Source organism: Brachybacterium phenoliresistens (assembly GCF_000576425.1).
Lineage (GTDB): Bacteria > Actinomycetota > Actinomycetes > Actinomycetales > Dermabacteraceae > Brachybacterium > Brachybacterium phenoliresistens.
Window position 1 is genome coordinate 212,289 of the sequence record NZ_KK069988.1, and the last position, 20,525, is coordinate 232,813.

The 20,525-nt window shown below is 74.4% G+C and carries 15 protein-coding genes; 9 read left to right on the forward strand and 6 right to left on the reverse strand.

The window, feature by feature from the left end; genetic code table 11:
* Window position 1: 1 nt before the first annotated feature.
* The 4 genes from BF93_RS01000 (at window position 2) to BF93_RS01015 (ending at window position 3,969) form a co-directional block, all read left to right on the forward strand.
* Window positions 2-640: a DNA-3-methyladenine glycosylase I gene (locus BF93_RS01000; RefSeq protein WP_038370066.1), complete on the forward strand. Its 639-nt coding sequence runs from the start codon at window positions 2-4 to the stop codon at window positions 638-640.
* Window positions 637-1,686 (forward strand): DUF418 domain-containing protein, encoded by a 1,050-nt coding sequence (locus BF93_RS18740; protein WP_156954004.1) that lies wholly within the window; start codon window positions 637-639, stop codon window positions 1,684-1,686. Before BF93_RS01000 ends, BF93_RS18740 begins: the two co-directional genes overlap by 4 nt.
* A gap of 117 nt (window positions 1,687-1,803) precedes the next feature.
* On the forward strand, window positions 1,804-3,156 hold the full coding sequence (locus BF93_RS01010; protein ID WP_038370068.1) for an O-acetylhomoserine aminocarboxypropyltransferase/cysteine synthase family protein: 1,353 nt from the start codon (window positions 1,804-1,806) through the stop codon (window positions 3,154-3,156).
* Between the two features lie 72 nt (window positions 3,157-3,228).
* Window positions 3,229-3,969: a PIG-L deacetylase family protein gene (locus BF93_RS01015; protein WP_038370069.1), complete on the forward strand. Its 741-nt coding sequence runs from the start codon at window positions 3,229-3,231 to the stop codon at window positions 3,967-3,969.
* Between the two features lie 3 nt (window positions 3,970-3,972).
* Here BF93_RS01015 and BF93_RS01020 read toward each other — a convergent pair whose 3' ends face one another.
* The 3 genes from BF93_RS01020 to metG all read right to left on the reverse strand — a co-directional run bounded on the left by BF93_RS01020 (window position 3,973) and on the right by metG (window position 8,965).
* Complete coding sequence (locus tag BF93_RS01020; RefSeq protein WP_038370071.1) at window positions 3,973-5,430, reverse strand: insulinase family protein; 1,458 nt, start codon at window positions 5,428-5,430, stop codon at window positions 3,973-3,975.
* A gap of 85 nt (window positions 5,431-5,515) precedes the next feature.
* A complete protein-coding gene (locus BF93_RS01025; RefSeq protein ID WP_038370072.1) occupies window positions 5,516-6,748 on the reverse strand; it encodes a Fic family protein in 1,233 nt (410 codons plus the stop codon).
* Window positions 6,749-7,141: 393 nt separating this feature from the next.
* Window positions 7,142-8,965, reverse strand: a complete 1,824-nt coding sequence (gene metG, locus BF93_RS01030; RefSeq protein WP_038370073.1) for a methionine--tRNA ligase — start codon at window positions 8,963-8,965, stop codon at window positions 7,142-7,144.
* 234 nt (window positions 8,966-9,199) lie between these two features.
* Here metG and BF93_RS01035 point away from each other — a divergent pair, with 234 nt between their 5' ends.
* The 4 genes from BF93_RS01035 (at window position 9,200) to BF93_RS01050 (ending at window position 14,270) form a co-directional block, all read left to right on the forward strand.
* Entirely contained in the window at window positions 9,200-10,831 is a 1,632-nt protein-coding gene (locus BF93_RS01035; RefSeq protein WP_051486369.1) for an ATP-binding cassette domain-containing protein, read from the forward strand.
* A gap of 59 nt (window positions 10,832-10,890) precedes the next feature.
* On the forward strand, window positions 10,891-11,373 hold the full coding sequence (locus tag BF93_RS01040; protein ID WP_038370074.1) for a hypothetical protein: 483 nt from the start codon (window positions 10,891-10,893) through the stop codon (window positions 11,371-11,373).
* A 262-nt stretch (window positions 11,374-11,635) separates the two neighbouring features.
* Entirely contained in the window at window positions 11,636-12,748 is a 1,113-nt protein-coding gene (locus BF93_RS01045) for a hypothetical protein (RefSeq protein ID WP_156954005.1), read from the forward strand.
* Between the two features lie 142 nt (window positions 12,749-12,890).
* Window positions 12,891-14,270, forward strand: coding sequence for a UTP--glucose-1-phosphate uridylyltransferase (locus BF93_RS01050; RefSeq protein WP_038370077.1), 1,380 nt, complete (start codon window positions 12,891-12,893; stop codon window positions 14,268-14,270).
* Window positions 14,271-14,375: 105 nt separating this feature from the next.
* Here BF93_RS01050 and BF93_RS01055 read toward each other — a convergent pair whose 3' ends face one another.
* Both BF93_RS01055 and BF93_RS01060 read right to left on the reverse strand, forming a co-directional pair.
* Entirely contained in the window at window positions 14,376-15,605 is a 1,230-nt protein-coding gene (locus BF93_RS01055) for a glycoside hydrolase family 76 protein (RefSeq protein ID WP_038370078.1), read from the reverse strand.
* 62 nt (window positions 15,606-15,667) lie between these two features.
* Window positions 15,668-19,108 carry a bifunctional proline dehydrogenase/L-glutamate gamma-semialdehyde dehydrogenase gene (locus BF93_RS01060; protein WP_051486370.1) on the reverse strand — a complete coding sequence of 1,147 codons (3,441 nt, stop codon included), beginning with the start codon at window positions 19,106-19,108 and terminating at the stop codon, window positions 15,668-15,670.
* A gap of 187 nt (window positions 19,109-19,295) precedes the next feature.
* On the opposite strand from BF93_RS01060, the gene BF93_RS01065 reads away from it, so the two are divergent.
* Entirely contained in the window at window positions 19,296-19,751 is a 456-nt protein-coding gene (locus tag BF93_RS01065) for a prolipoprotein diacylglyceryl transferase (protein WP_038370079.1), read from the forward strand.
* 127 nt (window positions 19,752-19,878) lie between these two features.
* Here the strand turns inward: BF93_RS01065 and BF93_RS01070 are convergent, their stop codons facing one another.
* Window positions 19,879-20,493 carry a thymidine kinase gene (locus BF93_RS01070; protein ID WP_038370081.1) on the reverse strand — a complete coding sequence of 205 codons (615 nt, stop codon included), beginning with the start codon at window positions 20,491-20,493 and terminating at the stop codon, window positions 19,879-19,881.
* Window positions 20,494-20,525 lie beyond the last annotated feature (32 nt).

A 20,525-nucleotide genomic window follows, 5' to 3' on the forward strand; every position in this document is an offset into this window, starting at 1 on the left:
GGTGGAGCCTCCCAGCCCGGACCTGGTCGTCGGCGAGGACGGGCTGTCCCGCCCCCTGTGGGCCTGCCGCCACGACGACCTGCGGGAGTACTACGACACCGAGTGGGGCATGCCCGTGCGCACCGAGCAGGGCGTGTTCGAGAGGCTGAGCCTCGAGGGCTTCCAGTCCGGCCTCTCCTGGGCGACGATCCTGCGACGCCGCGAGGGGTTCCGGCGCGCCTTCGCCGGCTTCGACGTCGACGCCGTCGCCGCCTTCGGCGCGCAGGACGTCGAGCGCCTGCTGGCCGATGCCGGGATCATCCGCCACCGCGGCAAGATCGAGGCGACCATCTCCAACGCCCGCGCCGCCATCGCGCTGCGCACCCAGGAGGGTCTCGGCGCCGCCGGCGACCTGCCCGCCGGCTCGACCCTCGCCGACCTCGTGTGGTCCTACCGGCCCGCCCGGACCCCGCGACCGGTCCGCGCCGCCGAGGTGCCGACCACGAGCCCCGAGTCCGCGGCGCTGGCGAAGGAGCTGCGCCGCCGGGGATTCCGCTTCGTCGGCCCCACCACGATGTTCGCCCTGATGGAGGCGCTGGGCATCGTCGACACCCATCTGGTCGGCTCCCACCGGCGCGGCAGCTCCGGCGTGTGGGAGTGAGCAGCGCCCGGGCGGCGGCTCCCGCCCGGCGGATCGGCGTGGACCTGGCCCGCACCGCGGCGCTCGTGCTGATGGTGATCGCCCACGTCGCGCCGGGCGACGGGCCCGGCCGCATCCTGCTCGTCTCGGAGTTCCTCACCGCGCCGCTGTTCGCCCTGCTCGTGGGCGCGGGCGCCCAGCTGGGGGAGGACGGGGCGCGCCCGCACCGGGCGCTGCGATCCCTGGTGCGGGCGCTGTGCCTGATCGTCGTGGGGGCCGTGCTCGCCCGGTCCTCGGCGCAGGTGGTGATCGTGCTGGTGCACCTCGGGGTGCTGACGGCGCTGTGCATCCCCCTGGTCCGCGGCCGCACCCGCACCCTGGCCGGGCTGCTGCCGCTCGTGCTCGCCGCGGCATGCCTGCTGCCGATGCTGCACCGCGCCGCCCTCGCCGGGGCCGGGGCCGACACCCCGATCGGCGCGCTGCCGGTCCGCGCCCTCGCGCTCGCCGGCGGGGAGGGCCCGTACCGTCTCGCCGCGATGGCCGCCTGCGCGCTCACGGGCATCCTGCTGATCCGCCTCCTGACCTCCCGGCCGCGCGGAGCCGGGCCCGTCCTCCTCGCGGGCGCCGGAGCGCTCGGCGCGTTCGCCGCCCTCGTGATCGCCCCGAACCTGCTGGGGATCTTCGCGGTCCACGCCTACGGCGGCACCCCCGCCGAGATCACCGGCGATCTCGCCGGGGCCGCGGGCGTGCTGCTGCTGTGCTGGGGCGCGGCCGATCTCGCGCCGCGCGCTCTCGGCCTGCTCGCGCTGCCGGGGACCATGTCGCTGAGCCTGTACACGGGGCAGGTCGTGGTGCTCCACGCGTACTCGGTCCTCGCCGACGGACGGCGGGACGACTCCTGGCCGATGCTCCTGGGCCTCCTGCTGGCCGGGGCCCTCCTGGTCGCGCTGTGGCGGCGGTTCGCGGCGCGGGCCACCACCGCCCGCGGCCCCCTCGAAGGCCTCGTGGGCCTCGCCGAGAGCGCCGCGCTCCGCCTTCGCTCCCGCGAGGGGGCATCGGCGCGCTGAGCAGGAGCATCGGCCCCAGGTGCCGGTCGGGAGCCACACGAGGACACATTCCTTGGGCTGCGGCGCCCGGGCGACGCACGATGAATCGTCCATCAGCACTCGCCGCGGGAGGTCCCCATGAGCACGTCGGTCAGCAACGGGTACTCGAGCACCGCGCAGACCCATGCCGGATACGAGCCGGAGGGCCCGCACCGGTCCATCGCCGTGCCCGTCCACTCCACCACCGCCTACGCGGCGGAGTCCTTCCAGCAGCTGAAGGACCTCTTCGCCCGCAAGCGCGACGGCTACGCCTACTCCCGCTCGGGCAACCCCACCACCTGCGTGCTCGAGCGTCGCGTCGCCGAGCTCGAGGGCGGCATCGGCGCGATCGCCGTCGCCTCCGGGCAGGCCGCCGTCGCCGTGGGCGTGCTGGGGCTCCTCACCCCCGGGGACCACCTCGTCGCCGCCACCCGCCTGTACGGGGGAACGGTCGAGTTCTTCGACGACTCCCTGGCCGACTTCGGCGCCACCTGGACCGGTGCGGACCCCTGGGACCTCGAGGCCGTCGCCGCCGCCTTCACCGACCGCACCCGCGTGCTGTTCGTCGAGTCCATCGCGAACCCGGGCGCCCAGCTGGCCGACATCGCCGCCCTGGCGGAGATCGCCCACGCCCGCGACGCCGTGCTCGTGGTCGACAACACCGTCGCGAGCCCCGCCCTGCTGCGCCCCGGCGCCCTGGGCGCCGACGTCGTCATCCACTCCGCCACCAAGTACCTCGGCGGGCACGGCGCGGCCCTGGCCGGGATCGTCGTGGACACCGGGCGCTTCGACCCGCGCCGATGTCCGCAGCTGTTCCCCCGCATCACCGGACACAACGAGCGCTTCGGCGTGACCTTCGCCGACGAGTACGAGCGCGGCGGCTCGGGCTACCTCGCCTACGCCCGCGCCAAGTACCTCACCGACTTCGGCGCCTCCCTGCCGGCCGCCAGCGCGTCCCTGCTGCTGACCGGCATCGAGACCCTCGACCTGCGCATGGATCGCATCTGCGCGAGCACCGCGCACCTCGCCGCCGCGCTGCGCGAGCACCCCCTGGTCACGCGGGTGCACCACCCCTCCTCTCCGGGCCGGCCCGATGCCCATATCGCCCGGCGCGACTTCCCGCGCGGCACCTCCGGCGTCTTCGCCATCGACCTCGCCGGCGGGGAGAAGGCCGCAGAGGCCTTCCTGGACGCCCTCGAGCTGATCACCCTCGCCGTGAACATCGGCGACTCCCGCTCCCTCGCCGTCCACCCCGGCAGCACCACCCACTGCCACCTGACCCCGGCCCAGCTCGCGGCGTGCGGCGTCACGGAGGGGACGGTGCGGCTGTCCATCGGCCTCGAGGACCCGGCCGACCTCCTCGCCGATCTCGAGCAGGCGCTCTCGGCAGCGGCCGCGGTCGCGGTGTCCGAGCCCGCGCCGAGCCCGGAGGTCTCGACCGTCGGCGCCTGAACCCTCCCGTCGGCGCGTCCGGCGGAGTAGCGTCGGAGCGGCAGCAGCCGCCGACGCCGGAGGAGCCCGAGAATGTCCGATCACCTTCCGCCCCTGCCCGAGGACGACATCCGGTCGGTGCTGTGCATCGTCGCCCACCCCGACGACATGGAGTACGGCGCCTCCGCCGCGGTCCACGCCTGGACGCAGGCCGGGGTGCGCGTGTCGTACCTGCTCATGACCGCGGGGGAGGCCGGCATGGCGGAGGCCCCCGAGGTCATCGCCCCGCTGCGGGCCCGGGAGCAGCGCGCCGCCTGCGACACGGTGGGCGTGGGCGAGCTGCGGATCCTCGGCCATCCCGACGGGATGCTCGAACCGGGCCTCGACCTGCGCCGAGACGTCGCGCGCACCGTCCGCGACCTGCGCCCCGACCTCGTGCTCACGGCGAACTTCGACCTCGAGGCCTACGGCGGGCTGAACCAGGCCGACCATCGGGCCACCGGCCTCGCCGCGGTCGACGGCGTGCGCGACGCCGCGAACCCGTGGGTGTTCCGCGAGCTCGGCACCGCCGGGCTCGCGCCGTGGAGCGCCCGCGCCCTGCTCATCGTCGGGCACGAACGGCCCACCCACGCCAAGCCGGTCTCCGCGGCCGACGTCGACACCGCCGTGGCGTCCCTGCACTGCCACGCCGCCTATCTCGAGCACGTCTCCGGCCATCCCGCGCCCGAGGACCTCATCCCCCCGATCCTGCGCGCCGGCGGGGAGGCCGCGGGGACCGAGCATGCCGTGACCTTCCGCGTGCACGACCTGGGCGGCCTCGGCGGAAGCACGTGAGGATCACTCCTCGTCGACGTCCTCCGGGGTGAACAGGAGGTCCGGGCGGCGGGAGTCGATCAGCTCGCGCAGCGCACGACCGTGGCGCAGGTCCCCGGTCCAGATCGTGAACTCGCCGCCGTGCTCGGGGATCAGGTCGCGCGCGTCCCCGCGGGCCGCGATGCCCACGAGGTCGTCCCAGGCGACCGCGCGCACCGCACCGGCCACCCGCACGCTGATGCCCTGCTCGCCGGCCCGGACCCGCAGGTCCCACGGCGCGCCGGTGAGGAGACGGCGGGAGAACGTGCGGCCGGACACCTCCTCCTCGTCGTCGAAGACCTCGCAGGAGCGGTCGGGGATCCCCGGCAGCAGCGGATGGTCCGGATCCTCCTCCGGGTCGCCGGGGACGACCATGACCAGGGTGCGGAGCCCGCGGTCCGTCATCTCCTGCAGCTGGGGCGCGCTCACCGCCCGCACCGCGCTCTCGACCTCGTCCGCCGTGCGGGGCTCACTGCCGCGCAGCAGGCCGACGGCCTGGTCGAGCAGGAAGTCCGGGGCCGATGCCGGTTCCCGCAAGATGCGGGCGATCCTCTCCTGCACCAGCTCGAGCTCCTCGGCGCAGGGGCCTGTCGCGGCGAGGTCCTGCAGGACGCGATAGGAGTGCTGGGCGATCTCGTCGGTGCGCTGGGCATCCCCGTCGACGACGATGCCCACCAGCACCTTCCCCTCCGGCGCCCAGGTCAGATCGCACTCGACCCCGTAGGCGAGGCCTCGGTCGTGCCGGAGCGTCTCGCGCAGGCGCGCCAGGAGAACCTCCTGCAGCACGAGGCCGGACTCGTCATCGGGCACCTCGATCGAGAAGCAGACCGCGGGGGACTCCTCGCGCAGCAGCATCGGCAGCTCCCAGATGGGTGCGGCCGGGCGCGGATCGTCGGCCGGCGGCCCTTCGGGCAGGTCCAGGCGCAGCCCCTCGGGCAGGGGCCCGGTCAGGGACAGCGCCGCATTGCCGCGGACAAGGAAGCGGCGCACGAACGTCTCGATCCGGGCGAACGAGGTCTCGGAGGCGGGCACGCCTCCGACGCCGACGAGCCCCGGTCCTCGCATGCCGTACCGGGTCACCGCCATCGACCCCAGCGCGGGGTGCACGCAGGAGGACGCCTCGATGGTGACGATCCTGGCCTCGTGCTCCAGGCGATGTGCGGGCAGGTCCCGGATCCGGGCGCAGACCTCCTGGAGGAAGCGGGCCACCTCGGAGGGCGTGCCGGCCACGTCGAAGCGCAGCGTCTGTCCGGTGACGCTGCCGTTGATCTCGTGGGCACCGCGCGTCACCTCCGACAGCACCAGATGCTCCACGAGGTGCGGCACCTGCTGGTCGCGGAAGGTCGCCATGGACGCTCCGGCGCGGAAGACGAGGGATGCGCGCAGCAGTCCCGGTGCCTCGGTGATGAGGACCGGCACCCCGTCGAGGGAGGTTCGGATCATGGCCGCATCGTCGCACGCCGGCGCCGTCCTCGGAGGGGTGTCCGGGAGGGCGGCCCCGCCGGACCGGAGGGCCGGCTGCTGCGGCTCAGCCTGCCCGCCGCACCGCCTCCGCGTACTCGTCCAGCACCGCGAGGATCCCGGTGTGCTGCCACACGCGGCCGCGGCTGCGACCGGTGCGCTCGGTGAGGACGCCCGCCTCGGTCAGCTGCGCGAGGGCGCGCTGCGCCGTCATGGCGCTGGTGCCCAGCGCCTCGCGGACGAAGGCGGCGTTCACGATCGGCTGCCCCACCAGCAGCGGCAGCAGGCGGAAGGCGAAGGCGTGCCGCCGCAGGCCGCCCAGCCGCTCCCGCGAGACCTCGAGCTGCTCGGCGAGGTCGTCGACCAGGGTCCCGCCGGTCGCAGCGGCGTAGCGGGCGGCGCCGGCGAACTCCTCGACCACCGGGCGGGCATCCCCCGCGCGGAACGCCTCCAGGGAGGCGACGTAGCCCTCGAGGTCGGTGAGAAGTCCCGCGGAGACCGGCGCGGTGGTCCGGGTGACCAGGCTCTTCCCGTGGATCATGGCGTGCACGAGGGCCCGCCCGGTGCGGCCGTTCCCGTCGGTGAAGGGGTGGATCGTCTCGAACTGGGCGTGCGCGATCGCGGCATGGACCAGCACCGGCAGATCCTCGCGGCCGATGAAGGCGACGAGATCCGCGAGAGCCGCCGGGACGTCCTCGGCCTCGGGGGCGATGTGCGCGGCGCCGCGGGGGCTGGCTCCGCTGCGTCCCACCCACACCAGCTGCTCCCGCAGCCGCCCGCCGTCAGGCGCCTGCGGGGAGGCCATCAGCTCCGCGTGCATCTGCAGGATCGCATCGAGGTCGAGCCGGTCCGCCAGGCGCAGCGCCGCCTCCATGGTGCGCACGTTGGCGACGACGGTGAGGGCGTTGGCGCTGGAGGACTCCTCGAGCTCGGCCAGCGCCAGCTGGCGGGCCCCGACGGTGAGGTCCTCGATCTGCGAGGAGGAGGCGGATTCGGTGCGCAGCAGCACCGAGCTCATCGGGCCGATGGCCTGGCTGTCCGGGCCCAGCACCGCCGCGCTGTGGGCGTCGAAGGCGACCAGGGCCGCCTCCGCATCGGCGACGTCCGCGGCGAGGTCCGAGGGCAGCGCCAGGGCGAGATCTGCCAGGGGCGCGGGGACGGTCGCCTCGTAGGCCCCGGTGCCGCGGGCGCGGGCGGCCCGTGAGGTCAGGCCGTCCTCGGGCACCCGCCACGTGCCGGGGCGCCGCCCCACGGCGGGGACGGGCAGCGGCAGGACGGCCGGCGGAGGAAGCGTGACCATGCGCCCCAGTCTAGTAACACTTTTTGCGAAAGTGTGATCAGTGGGGGCGGCGAGTCACGCTTCCGGTGCGCGGTGCGTCGTCCTGCGCCCTCCGGGCTGCTGGCGCGGCGTCCCTCGCGCGGCGCGTGCTCGGGGCCCGGCTTTCCGGGGCGCGCTCGGGGTCTCTCCATCCGGCGCGCTCGGGGTCCCACCGTCCGGCCCCATCGTCGGCGCCCGCGAGATGTCATTCTGCGTCGCGTGAACGGTGGTTCACGCGACGCAGAATGACATCTCGCGAAGGAGTGCGAGCGCCTGGGGTGCGAGGGACACCGGAGCGAGGGGCGCCCGGGGTGCGGGGGAGCCCGGAGCCCGGCGCGCGGCGCGTGCCCGCAGCGCGGGCGGGCGTGCGCAGGGTCAGCGGGCGGCGTCCTCGCCGTCCGCGTCCCCCTCGCCGATGCCCAGGCGCTCCAGCTCCTCGGAGACGATCTTCGGATCCAGCTTGGTGAAGATCGGCGTGGGCTTCGCGACGGGAGCGCCCACGGTGACGGGGCGGTGGCCCCAGGCCGGGGTCCCGGAGTAGTCCCCGGTGATGATCGGGTACGCAGGACCGCCGTCGAGGTCCTCGACCTCCTCCATGCGCGGCAGCGGCGCGATCACGCGGTCGCCGCCGAGGGCCTTCTCGACCTGGTTGGCCGAATGCGGCAGGAAGGGGGCGAGCATCGTGTTGAGGTCCGTGACGGCCTGGGCCAGGACGTGCAGCACCGTGAGCAGGCGCGGACGCTGCTCCTCGGACTTCATCTTGAACGGCTCGGTCTCCGAGACGTAGCGGTTGGCCTCGCTCACCAGGCGCATCGCCTCGGCGATCGCCGCGCGCTGGCGGTGGGTGCGGATCAGCTCGCCGACGGTGGAGAAGCCCTGGCCGATGGTCCCCAGCAGCTCGCGGTCGCGATCGGTCAGCTCGCCGGCCGCCGGGATCTCCCCGACGTTCTTGGCGATCATCGCGGCCGTGCGGTTGACGAGGTTGCCCCAGCCGGCGACGAGCTCGTTGTTGGTGCGGGAGACGAAGTCCTCCCAGGTGAAGTCCGCGTCCTGGTTCTCGGGGCCGGCGGCGCAGATGAAATAGCGCAGCGCATCGGGCTGGTAGCGCGACAGGACGTCGCGGACGTAGATGACCACGCCCTTGGAGCTGGAGAACTTCTTGCCCTCCATGGTGAGGAACTCGCTGGAGACCACCTCGGTGGGCAGGTTCAGCTCGCCGAAGGCGCCCGGCTCCCCGCCCTTGTCGCCCTTGCCGTTCTGGGCGAGCATCTCCGCCGGCCAGATCTGCGAGTGGAAGACGATGTTGTCCTTGCCCATGAAGTAGTAGGACAGGGCCTCCGGGTCGTTCCACCACTTGCGCCACAGGTCCGGATCGCCCTGGCGGCGCGCCCACTCCACCGAGGCGGAGAGGTAGCCGATCACCGCGTCGAACCACACGTACAGGCGCTTGGTGGGCTGGTCCTCCCAGCCCGGCACCGGGATGCCCCAGTCGATGTCCCGGGTCATCGCGCGGGGGCGGATGTCCTCGAGGATGTTCTGGCTGAAGCGGATCACGTTGGGGCGCCACAGGCCGGTGGCCTCGCGCTCGTCGAGCCAGCGGCCCAGCTCGCCGGCCAGCGCCGGCAGGTCCAGGAAGTAGTGCGTCGTCTCGACGAACTCCGGCGTCTCCCCGTTGATGCGGGAGACGGGATCGATGAGGTCGGTGGGGTCGAGCTGGTTGCCGCAGGTGTCGCACTGGTCGCCGCGGGCGCCGCCGGCCCCGCAGATCGGGCAGGTGCCCTCGATGTAGCGGTCCGGAAGGGTGCGGCCCGTGGACGGCGAGATCGCGCCCTTGGTCGTCCTCTCGATCATGTAGCCGTTCTCGTGCACCGCCACGAACATCTCCTGCACCACGGCGTAGTGGTTGCGGGTGGTGGTGCGGGTGAACAGGTCGTAGGACAGTCCCAGCTGGACGAGGTCCTCGACGATCACGCGGTTGTTGCGATCGGCCAGCTCGCGGGCCGAGATGCCCTCGGAGTCCGCGGCGACGAGGATCGGGGTCCCGTGCTCGTCGGTGCCCGAGACCATGAGCACGTCGTGGCCCGCCATGCGCATGTACCGCGAGAAGACGTCGGAGGGGACGCCGAACCCGGCGACATGGCCGATGTGGCGGGGACCGTTGGCGTACGGCCAGGCGACCGCGGACAGGACTGTGCTCATGGTGGACCAGTCTACGGACTCGCGGCGGGGCCTCGCGCACGGCTCCGGCCGCGCCGCCGAGGAAAATCGGATGCACCCGGGCGCGGCGGCCGGATAGCGTCGCGGCCATGACGACCAGATCCGTGATCTCCGCCCTCGCGCGGCCCCGCGTGCGCCGCTGAGGCGGCCGCACCCCCAGATCGTCCTGCCGCCTCCCGCTCCGTCCATCGCTCCGGCGCCCGGGAAGGCACCCCCATGTCCACCACCCTCCGTTCCTCTCTGCCCTCGCACCGCTCCGCCCACCTTCGGGCCGATGACCTGCGGCTCGTCCGCGACGGCCGCGTCCTGCTCGAGGGGCTGACCTGCACGGTCCCCGCGGGACGGCGCCTCGCCGTCGTCGGCGAGAACGGCCGCGGCAAGACGACCCTGCTCGAGACCCTCGCCGGGCTGCGCGATCCCGACGCGGGCACCATCGAGCGCCACGGGAGCCTCGCCCTGGTGCGCCAGACGCTCCCGGCCCTCACGGCCGATGCGCGCCGGCGCACCGTCGGCGATCTCACGGCGCAGCTGCTGTCCCGGCCCCGAGCCGCCCTCGACGAGCTCGACGCCGCGGCCCTCGCCCTCGTCGAGGACGCCTCGGCCGCGGCCGCCGCCCGGTACGACGACGCCCTCGCCGAGGCGACCCGGCTCGATGCCTGGGACGCGCCGCGGCGCCTGGAGGTCGCCCTCGAGGAGCTCGGGGCCGTCCACCCGCCGCAGCGACGGCTCGGCGAGCTCTCCGTGGGCCAGCGGTACCGCATCCGCCTGGCCGGGGTGCTCGCGGCCCGCGAGGATCTGCTGCTGCTGGACGAGCCCGGCAACCATCTGGACGACCGCGGCCTCGATCACCTGGCCCGGGCCCTGCACGAGCACGAGGGGGCGGCCGTCCTCGTCTCCCACGACCGCACCCTGCTGGCCGAGGTCGCCACCGCGTTCCTGGACCTGGACCCCACCGCCGGCGGCATCCCGCTGCAGGTGGGCGGCGGCATCGGGACGTGGCGTGCCGAGCGCCGCCGAGCCCGGGCCGCCTGGGAGGACGCCTACGCCCGTCAGCAGGACGAGCAGCGGCGCCTTGCCGAGCAGGCGCAGCGTGCCCGGGACCGGCTGACCACCGGGTGGAGGCCCGAGAAGGGCACCGGCCGGCATCAGCGCGCCTCCCGCGCCCCCGGGGTCGTGCGGGCGATGAACGAGCGCATCGCCCGCCTCGAGGAGCATCGGCTCGACGTCCCTCCGCCGCCGGCCCGGCTGGTCCTCGCGCCCTCGGGGACGCGGGCAGGGGCCCCGCTGCTGCGCGCGGACGGAGCGGGCGTGCGGGGAGACGGACCGCGGCCGCGGCTGCAGGGGCTGGACCTGCGCCTGGCGGGCGGGGACCGGCTCCTGCTGGTCGGCCCCAACGGGGCCGGGAAGTCGACCGCCCTCGGCCTGCTCTCGGGCCGCATCGCCCCGGACGAGGGGGAGGTGCGCGTGCTCGGCGGTGCCCGCATCGGCGAGCTGCGGCAGGAGCACGGCCCGGAGGCGGCGGCGCACCGCGGCCCGGAGGCGGCGGCGCACCGCGGCCCGGAGGCGGCGGCGCAGGACGCGCCGGGCAGCCCGGGGGAGCGGCGGCGCCGGGAGCTCGCCCGCCTGTTCGCCGAGCGCCCCGACGTGCTGCTGCTGGACGAGCCCACCAACCACCTGGGGCCGGCCGGCGTCGACGACCTGGTCGCGGCCCTCGCCGACCACCCCGCCGCGGTGGTGCTCGCCACGCACGATCGGCATCTGCTGGAGGTCCTGTCCACGTGGCCGCGCCGCCAGGTCACAGAAGGGGAACTCGGGCAGACGAGCAGCCCTCCCGGGCCGCGCGGATGACAGACTTCCGCCACCGACGTCCGTCCCGCGCCGTCCCCGCCCGATCCCCGAGGAAATCCATGCCCCGCGTGCACACCAGCCAGATCTACCTCCCGGGAGCCGCCTCGGCGCCCGGCCGCCACGAGTACGACGTCGCCGAGCTGCGCGCCTTCTTCGGCGGCGAGGACGCGCTCGAGGACGACAGCGTGCTCATGTCGGCCACGCCCAAGGACAGCGACGTGATCCGTCCGCTCCCGCTGCGCCCGCACGGGGCGAGCCTGAGCTACGAGCACATCCCGCGGCGCGGCTTCTCTCTGTCCTGGCAGCGACCGGAGAAGGACGGCGTGGCCCGCCCCCTCCTGCTGAGCGTCGGCCGCCAGGAGATGCTGCAGGTCTTCCAGCAGAAGGAGAACCAGGCGCACGTGCCGCTGGGCACCTGCATCCCCGGGCACAAGGCGTTCCGGGTGGTCGAGGACTTCGCCTCCGATCCCGAACGACCCAGCGGGATCGTCGAATGGGTCGAGGCCGGGCAGCTCGACTGGCCGGAGGCCTTCGGGGACTGAGCCCCGATTCCCCGGCGGCGGGGCCGCGCGCGGACCATACTGGTCGGCACGAAGGCACCGATCCGATCAGGGGTGATCGCCGATGGACGAGCACGGTCGCAGCGCCGGGCGCGGCCGGCGGGCCGCGCGGCGGCAGCCGGCGGTGACCGCCCGCTACCGGACCTCGCGGCCGCGGGATCTCATCGCCGAGGCCGCTGCCGACCGCGCCGACCCGACCCCGGCCGCCCCTCGGGCCGCCGCGCGCCCGAGGGGCGATCAGCCGGTGTCCGATCAGCCGGCGGCCGATCCCCGCACGCCCGAGATCCCGGGCATCGGCCCCCTCGCGCCCGATGCCCGGGAGTTCGATGGTCGGACGCCCGAATCCCAGGCCTCAGATGCTCGGGCCTCCGATGCTCAGGCCTCCGGTGCTCGGTCTTCCGATGCTCAGGCGCCCGATCCTCGGACCTCCGATGCCCAGGCGGCCGTGCGCGGCGGGGCGGAGGTCGAGGAGGGCGCCGTCGACCACGACGCCGCCCCGGCGCGCCGGCGCCACCGCGCTCCGGTGCCGGCCGTGGTCGAACCCGCCCGGGCACCCCACGGCGGAGCGCATCGCGCACCGCGCACTCCCCGCAGCTGGCCCGGCGATCCCGCGGCGGCCTGGGCGGCCGCCGCCGTCGCGGACGGCCCCGAGCTCACGGCGGGGCGCGCCGCCCGGCCGTGCCCTCCGCGCCTGGACACCCTCGAGGAGGTCGCGGCGCACCTGAGCCCCCGGATCACCGGATACCACCTGCGCGCCCTCGTGCTCCTGCTGCCCGGCCTCGTCCTCGGACTGGTGCTCGTGGTCCGGCCCGGGCGGATGGACGCGCTCATGGCCCAGGGGCCGACGGCGGTCGCGGCCTGGGTCCTGTGCCTCGGCCTGGTGCTCGCCGCGCCGGTGTGCTGGCTGGTGGGACGGGCCCTGTTCGAGTCCCGTCTGCGCGCCGCGAGCGAGCGGGCGCTGCGCGACGGGGTGCTGTGCGAGGTGCTGGATCCCGGGGCGTCCCGCCCGGCGGGCTCCGGGTTCGAGGGCCCGCAGATCCTCCTGGAGACGGACCTGGACCCGCAGCGCGCCGCCCGCATCCGCCAGGCGCTGGCGTCCTACGCGAGGGCCGAGGGGGCCCATCGCGCCTTCGAGGCCGGGCCGGGCGAGGTGGCCCGCTCGGTGCTGACATCGGCCGAGCTGTTCGGACCGCAGGCGGCCGGCGGCTACCTGGCGCGCGGGGCCGGCCTCGAGGCCGGAGCCTGGGCCCTGGTCCTGCCGGCGGAGGCGCCGCTGGACCCCGCCGCACCGTACGGGGACGCGACGCTGATCGCCGTCACCGATCCGCCGCAGGGCTCGGCCTGGGACCGCCTGTGAGCCGTCGCGGCGCGGCGCAGGCGCGCGAGGGGCGGCGGTGCGGGCGCGAGGGGCGGCGGTGCGGGCGCGCGAGGGCGGTCCGCATCCCGGGCACGGGAGGGACGACGACGCGCGCCCCCGACAGCCCCGATACCCTGGCCCCATGAGCACCGAAGGCCTCGCCGCAGCACAGCAGAAGATGACCGACGCCGGCGTTCCGCAGACCGCCATCGACGTCTTCTCCCACTACTACGCCCAGCTCGAGGACGGCACCACCGGCTCGATCCCCGAGGAGACCATCGAGCCCTACCTCGACCCGCCGAAGCTCGACGACGTGACCATCGATCCCTTCGCCGCCAAGGAGGTGTTCGACAAGCTCGCGATCATCAACCTCAACGGAGGCCTAGGCACCTCCATGGGCATGGACCGGGCCAAGTCGCTGCTCCCTGTCCGCGACGGGAAGAGCTTCCTGGAGATCATCGTCGAGCAGGTGCTCGCCGCGCGTCGCGCGACCGGTGCGCGCCTGCCGCTGGTGTTCATGAACTCCTTCCGCACCCGGGAGGACACCCTCGAGGTCCTCTCGCGGTACCCGGACCTGCCCGTGGGCGACCTGCCGCTGGACTTCCTGCAGAACAAGGAGCCCAAGCTCCGCGCCGACGACCTCACGCCCGTCGAGCACCCCGCCGATCCCGACCTCGAGTGGTGCCCGCCCGGCCACGGCGACATCTACACGGCCCTGCAGACCTCGGGACTGCTGCAGCAGCTGCTGGACGCCGGATTCCGCTACGCCTCGGTCTCCAACTCCGACAACCTCGGCACCGTCCCCAACCCCGTGATCGCCGCATGGTTCGCGGGCACCGGCGCGCCCTATGCGGCAGAGCTGTGCCGCCGCACCGCCGCGGACCGCAAGGGCGGCCACCTGGCGGTCCGGAAGTCCGACGGCCGGCTGATCCTGCGCGACACCGCGCAGACGCCCGAGGACCAGATGCACTTCTTCACCGACGAGCACCGCCACCCGTTCTTCCACACCAACAACCTGTGGTTCGACCTCGAGCAGGTCGCGGCGATCCTCGCCGAGCGCGACGGGGTGATGGGCCTGCCGCTGATCCGCAACGAGAAGACCGTCGACCCGGCCGACAAGACCAGCACGAAGGTCTACCAGATCGAATCCGCCATGGGCGCGGCGATCGAGGTCTTCGACGGCGCCACCGCGATCGTCGTGGACCGCTCGCGCTTCCTCCCGGTCAAGGCCACCAGCGACCTGCTGCTGGTGCGCTCGGACGCCTACGAGCTCGACGAGCGGATGGCGCTGGTCCAGCAGGTCGAGACGGTCCCGGGAGTCTCCCTCGACGCCGAGCACTACAAGCTGGTGGGCGACTTCGAGGAGCGCTTCGCCGAGGGCGTCCCCTCGCTGCGCGAGGCCGCGTCCCTCACCGTCGAGGGCGATCACCGCTTCGGCGCGGGCGTCGTCGCCACGGGCGATGCGCGCGTCACCGCCGACGACCCGGCGGAGATCCCCGCCGGGACCGTGATCGGCGGCTGACCCCGCCGCGCGGGCCGTCCCCGGGCCGGCCCGCGCGGGCGGCGCGTTCCCGCACGGCAGCAGCCGGCCCGTACGGCAGGAGCCGGCCCGCGCCGGCGCGGCCGGTCAGGTCAGGTGGCGCCAGACCGGGCGGGGGAGGGCCGCGAGGGCCTGCGTGCGGGCGAAACCGGCCTGGTCCAGCAGCTCCAGCCCGTCCTGGGAGGGATCGCGGCGGAACAGATCGGTCTCCGGATCCCGCAGGCGGGTCCACTGGCGGTCGGCGCAGGCGGCGGTGATCTTCCGGCCGGGCACGTCGGACCCGAGGATCGCCTCGGCCATCAGCAGGTTCGCGCAGAGGATCGCGTTGAAGGCGACCGGCTGCGCATCCAGCGGACCGCCGGCCTCCCAGACCCGATAGTGGTCGATCACGGCGTCGACGATCTCCAGGCAGCGGTCGCGGTGCGCAGCATCGCCGGTGACCTCGAACAGCAGCGCCTCCACGCCCAGCGGGACGCCCTGGTTGTAGGTCCACTGGGTGCGGTCGATGGAGCCGTCGAGCTTGACGTTGTCCCAGAACAGCCCGTTGGGGGCGAGCAGGTGCTCGCGCGTCCAGTCCACGCAGCGCAGGGCGAAGTCGAGGTGCTCCTGCTCGCCCGTGATCTGGAACAGCCGGATCCCCAGCTTCGCGGTCGGCATGTTCGAGACCGTGTTGCGGTCGTCGTTCCAGTCGGTCTGGGCCCACCACACGCCGCCGGGCGCGGGATGGCTGGGATCGTCGTCCCATCCCGAGCGCAGCAGGGCGTACACCTCGAGGGCGCGCTCGACGTCGCCGCGCGCCCCGTCGGTGATCAGGTGCTCCTCGACCTCGAGCATCCCGACCCAGGCGTTGTCGTCGTAGAAGTAGTCGCCGTGCGCGCCCTGCTCGGGATCCGTCGCCGAGGCGTAGCCGGGCAGGCCGGTGTCGCCGCCGGCGGCGTGCCAGTAGCGCTCCTGCGCCCGGTCGCGGGAGGCGAGCTGCTCCGCGAGCGAGGCCGGGGCGCCCGGGGCATGGGCGAGCTCGCTGCTCGCGGCGCGGGCCTGCGAGAGCGGCCATTCGTAGGAGTAGGGCGGGTCGTTCTCCCGCACCGGGTGGTGTTCGTGCAGCAGGTCGGTGCCGTCGCCCGCGGCGAAGCGGGACTCGAGCGCGGCGACCGCCGCCAGGGCGCGGTCACGGGCCTCCTGGAGGCCCGGGGCCTCCGGCTCCGGGGCGGCCGCAGCGGGGGTCAGGCCGGCGCCGGCGGCGAGGGCCCCGGCGGCGCCGAGTCCTCCCAGGGCTGCGCGGCGGGACAGGGGACGGGGACGGGACGGGTGGGGCATGCGATCTCCTCGGGAGAGAGCGGTTCGGGCCGCGTCGGTGCGGCCCGAACCACCTTAAGCGCTCAAGCCCGTCCGCGGGAGTACCCGACGCCGCCCGTGAGGTCGTATTCCTGCAGCAGCGGGTTGCCGTAGCGGTGATCTGTGGCGCTGATCGCCTGCTCATGCAGGAAGGCCAGCAGCTCCAGGCGACCGCTCACGGTGGGCGGTGCGGGGTACAGGGCGACCTCCACCCGGTCGGCGATCGCGGCGTGGAGTGCGGCATCGGCCTCGCCGAGCAGCCGGATCCGCATCCGCCGCAGCTGCGGCACCCGGGCGGCGAACTCCTCGGCGGTCTCCACCCGGACCTCGACCCCGGCCAGGTCGGAGGACGCGACCGTCTCGCGCAGCGCCGCATCGGCCAGGGACACCTCGACATCGGCACCGGCGGCCGCGGCGGCATGCAGCACGCGGGCGAGCCCCGTCGCCTCGGCGCCGTCGGCCGCGCGGATCACCGTCGGCACCGGTACGTAGCGCAGGATGTTGACCTCGCCGTGCAGGTCCTGGCGGTCCCGGGGCAGGAAGGTGCCGGCGAGATGGCGGCGGTCCGAGGCGCGGGCCTCCTCGAGCCAGGCCTCCCGGTCCGGGCGCGGATGCGCATCGGCCACGTCGACCAGCTGCAGCAGGTAGTTCGGGCCGCCGGCCTTGGTGGTCTGGCCGATGGCCGAGCGCTTCCAGCCGCCGAAGGCCTGGCGCTCCACGATCGCCCCGGTGATGCCGCGGTTGATGTACAGGTTCCCGGCCTCGACGTGATCGGTCCACCAGGCGACCTCGTCCGGGTCCAGGGAGTGCAGCCCGGCCGTGAGGCCGTAGGCGGTGCCGTTCTGGATGCGCACGGCGTCCTCGAGGGTGTCGGCGTGGATGATGCCGAGCACCGGGCCGAAGTACTCGGTGAGGTGGAACTCCGAGCCCTCTCGCACGCCGTCGCGCACGCCGGGCGTCCACAGCAGCCCCTCGGCGTCCAGCTGCTCGGGCTCGGCGATCCACCGCTCGCCCGGGCCGAGCTCGCCGAGGCCCTTGGCGAGCTTCTCGCCCGGGGGCTCGATGACGGGGCCCACCTGGGCCGTCGGGTCCGAGGGCAGGCCCACGTGGAGGCTGAGCACCGCATCGGCCAGCTGGGCGTCGAAGCGGCGGGACCGGGAGACCGAGCCGACGGTGATCACCAGGCTCGCCGCGGAGCACTTCTGGCCGGCGTGCCCGAAGGCGCTGGCGGCCACGTCCTTCGCCGCGAGGTCGAGGTCGGCGTGCGGGGTCACGATGATGGAGTTCTTGCCGGAGGTCTCCGCCTTGATCCGCAGCTCGGGACGCCAGGAGGCGAACAGGGCGGCGGTGTCGTAGGCGCCGGTGAGGATCAGCTGGTCCACCCGCGGGTCCGAGACCAGCGCCCGGCCCACCTCGTTCTCGGGGGCGTCGACGATGGTCAGCACGCCCTCGGGCACCCCGGCCTCCCGCAGCAGGCGGCCGATCACCGCGCCGCAGCGCCGGGCCTGCGGGGCCGGCTTCATGACGACGGCGCTGCCCGTCACCAGCGGCGCCAGCACCGAGCCGGTGGGGATCGCCAGCGGGAAGTTCCAGGGAGGCGTGACCAGGGTCAGGCGGCGGGGGATCGCGACGATCTCCGACTGCGCGGCGAGGGCCTCCGCCTGGTCGGCGTAGTACAGGGCGAAGTCGATGGCCTCGCTGACCTCCGGATCGCCCTGCTCGAGGGTCTTGCCGGTCTCGGAGGCGGCCACCTCGAGCAGCTCCGCCCGATGCTGCGACAGCACCTGGGCGGCGCGCCGCAGCACGGCGGCGCGCTCCGCGGCGGGACGTGCCGCCCAGGCGGTCTGGGCCTCCAGCGCCTCGCGGCAGATCCGGTCGACGTCCTCGAGGGAGCCGATGCGGGCGGCCTCGGCCTCCGCCACCCCGAGCCGCGAGCCGCGGATCCGATGGGTGATGGTCTCGGCCCACTCCTGGTTCACCGGGGTGGACATGTCGGTGTCCGGCGTGTTGACGAAGGCGCCGGGGCGGGCCGGGAGCACGCTGCCGCCCAGCTCGGGCGGATCCGAGATCGCCTCCCGGGCCCGGTCCTGGTCGCGGTGGGTGGGACGCGGGTCCTCGCGCAGGGCACGGTCCAGGGACCGGCGGAAGCGCTCCTCCTCGCGGGCGAAGAGCTCCTCGGAGCGGTCCAGCTCGAAGACGGCGGACATGAAGTTGTCCGAGGAGGCGTTCTCCTCGAGGCGGCGCACCAGGTAGGACACGGCGACGTCGAACTGCTGCGGGGCGACGATGGGGACGTACAGGCGCATCGAGCCGACGCTCTCGCGCACCGCGGCCTGCTGGCCCGGCGCCATGCCGGCGAGCATCTCGAACTCGACCCCGCCCTCGACCCCGGAGGCGATGCCGCGGCGCTGCATGAGCAGGTGCGCGAAGGCGGCGTCGAAGAGGTTGTGGCCCGCGACGCCCAGGTGCACGGCCTCCAGGTGCTCGGGGCGCAGGGAGTCCAGCAGCACGCGCTTGTACTGCGCGTCCGTCTCCTCCTTGGTGTGGAACGGCGCCTGCTCGAATCCGTGGAGGGACGCGTCCACCTTCTCCAGCGCCAGGTTCGCGCCCTTGACGACCCGCACCTTGATCGGCGCGCCGCCCTGGGCGACCCGCCGGCGGGCGAAGGCGCGCAGGCGCTCCATCGCCCCGAGGGCATCGGGCAGGTAGGCCTGCAGGACGATGCCGGCGCGCAGATGCAGCAGCTCGGGCCGGTCCAGCAGACGCTCGAAGACCTGGAGGGTCAGCTCGAGATCCCGGAACTCCTCCATGTCCATGTTCAGGAAGGTGGGCTCCTCGGCGCGGGCCGCGTCCAGGTACAGCGGCAGGAGGGTCTCCACGATGTGGCGGACGGTGTCCTGCGCGCCCCACAGCGACAGGTGGTCGACGATGGAGGAGACCTTGATGGAGACGTAGTCGACGTCGGGCCGCGCCACGAGATCGCGCACTCCGGCCAGGCGGCGCCCCGCCTCGCGGGCTCCGAGGACGGCCTCCCCGAGGAGGTTGATGTTCAGCCGGGTGCCGTCCGCGCGCATCCGGGCGATGGAGCGGCCCAGCGGGGCATCGCGGGCGTCGAGGATCAGGTGGGAGACCATCTGGCGGAAGACGCGCTGCGCGACGGGCACCACCACCTGCGGCAGCAGCGGAGCGGCGCCCCCGCCGAGCGAGAGGATGCGGCGCAGCGGGGCGGGCAGGAAGGCCGGCGGCTCCGCGGCCAGGCGCTCGAGCTCCTGGGCCGCGGCCCGCGGATCCTCGGGCCGGATCACCCGGTCCACGAAGGCCACCGTGAACTCCAGCCCGCGGGGGTCCTTGAGCAGCTGCGCGAGCAGCCGCGCGGGGGCAGGGACATCATGCTGCGCAGCCGCGCGCACCCAGGCGCGGACCTGCTCGGTCACCGCCTCGGCGGAGACGTCGGCACGGGGGCGGTCGGGGCGGATGCCGGTCACGGGGCAGCTCCTGAGGGCGACGGGGTCGATTACACCGACGAGGCGGTCCCGTCATCGTATGTCCGCATCCTGGGCTCCGCTGACCATCCGGTCAGGCGCGGCTGGCCGCTCCCTGTGGCCTGTGCCACGATGGCATCGTCGGAACCAGAAGCCAGGCCAGCACCACCCCAGCACCCCAGGAGCAGCCATGAAGAAGGTCATCTTCATCCTCGGCATCGCCATCGGCGTCGTGATCGGATCCCGTCTCGGACGCGGACCCTACGAGTCCCTCGAGCGCGGGGCGCGGCGCGTGGCCGAGGACCCGCACGTGCGCGAGAGCGCCGAGCGCGCCCGCGAGACCGTCGTGCGGGCCGCGCACGACACGGCCGAGACCGCGAAGAAGAAGGCGCCCGAGGCCGCCGCTGCGGTCCGGGAGAAGGTCAGCGAGAAGGTCTCCGAGGCCAGCGGACGCCGCGCCGCGAGCCCCGCGGATCCCGACGAGGCATCCGATGCCGAGTCCCCGGAGCCGGACGACTCGGCAGCCGCCGTCGGGCTGGAATCCGCCGATCTCGGGTCGGGCGAGGCCGCCGCCCCCGGCGCCGACGCCGAGGGCGTGGCAGGCGGCGACGCCGAGGTCGGGGACGACAAGCCGCTCAGCTCCTGAGCGCCCCGCAGGACGCGGCCCCTGTCCAGCACGGACAGGGGCCGCGTCGCGCCGCCTGGCAGGGGGCCGCGTCGCGCCGCCGGGCAGGGGCCGCCCCCGCTGTCGGGCCTCCCGGACACGCCGCCGGTCAGGCGCCGCCGATCACGTGCTGCCCGGCCCGTTCCTGCTCCTGCATGAAGCACGTGCCGCACAGCGACTCGTAGGAGACGTCGGCGCCGTCGATGGCGACCTGGTCGCCGTGGAAGACGTGCACGCCGTCGACCAGGCGGCAGTTGAACTCGGCCTGCGCCCCGCAGCGGCACATCGTCGGCAGCTTCTCGAAGTTGTCCGCGAGCTCGAAGAGGCGCTGCGAGCCCGGGAACACGGCGGTGAGGAAGTCCGTGCGCAGCCCGTAGCAGATCACCGAGATCCCGTCGCGCTTGGCGACCAGGTAGAGCTGGTCGATCTGCTCCCGGTCCAGGAACTGCGACTCGTCCACGAGGACGCAGTGCAGCGGGCGCAGCCCCTGCGCATCGGCGGTGGCGCGGATGCGGGCGCGGAGGTCCTCGCCGTGCTCGACGAGCACGTCCACCCGGCGCCGGGCCCCGCCGCGGGCGACCACCCAGTCCTCGCCCTTGGTGTCCACCGCCGCCTTCACGGTGAGGGTCGCCAGGCCCCGCTCCTCGTAGTTGAAGGCGGTCTTGATCAGGGTGTCGGACTTCCCGGAGTTCATCGCTCCGTACTTGAAGTGCAGCTTGGCCATGCGCGGGGGAGCTCCGTGGGCGTCTCGGGAGG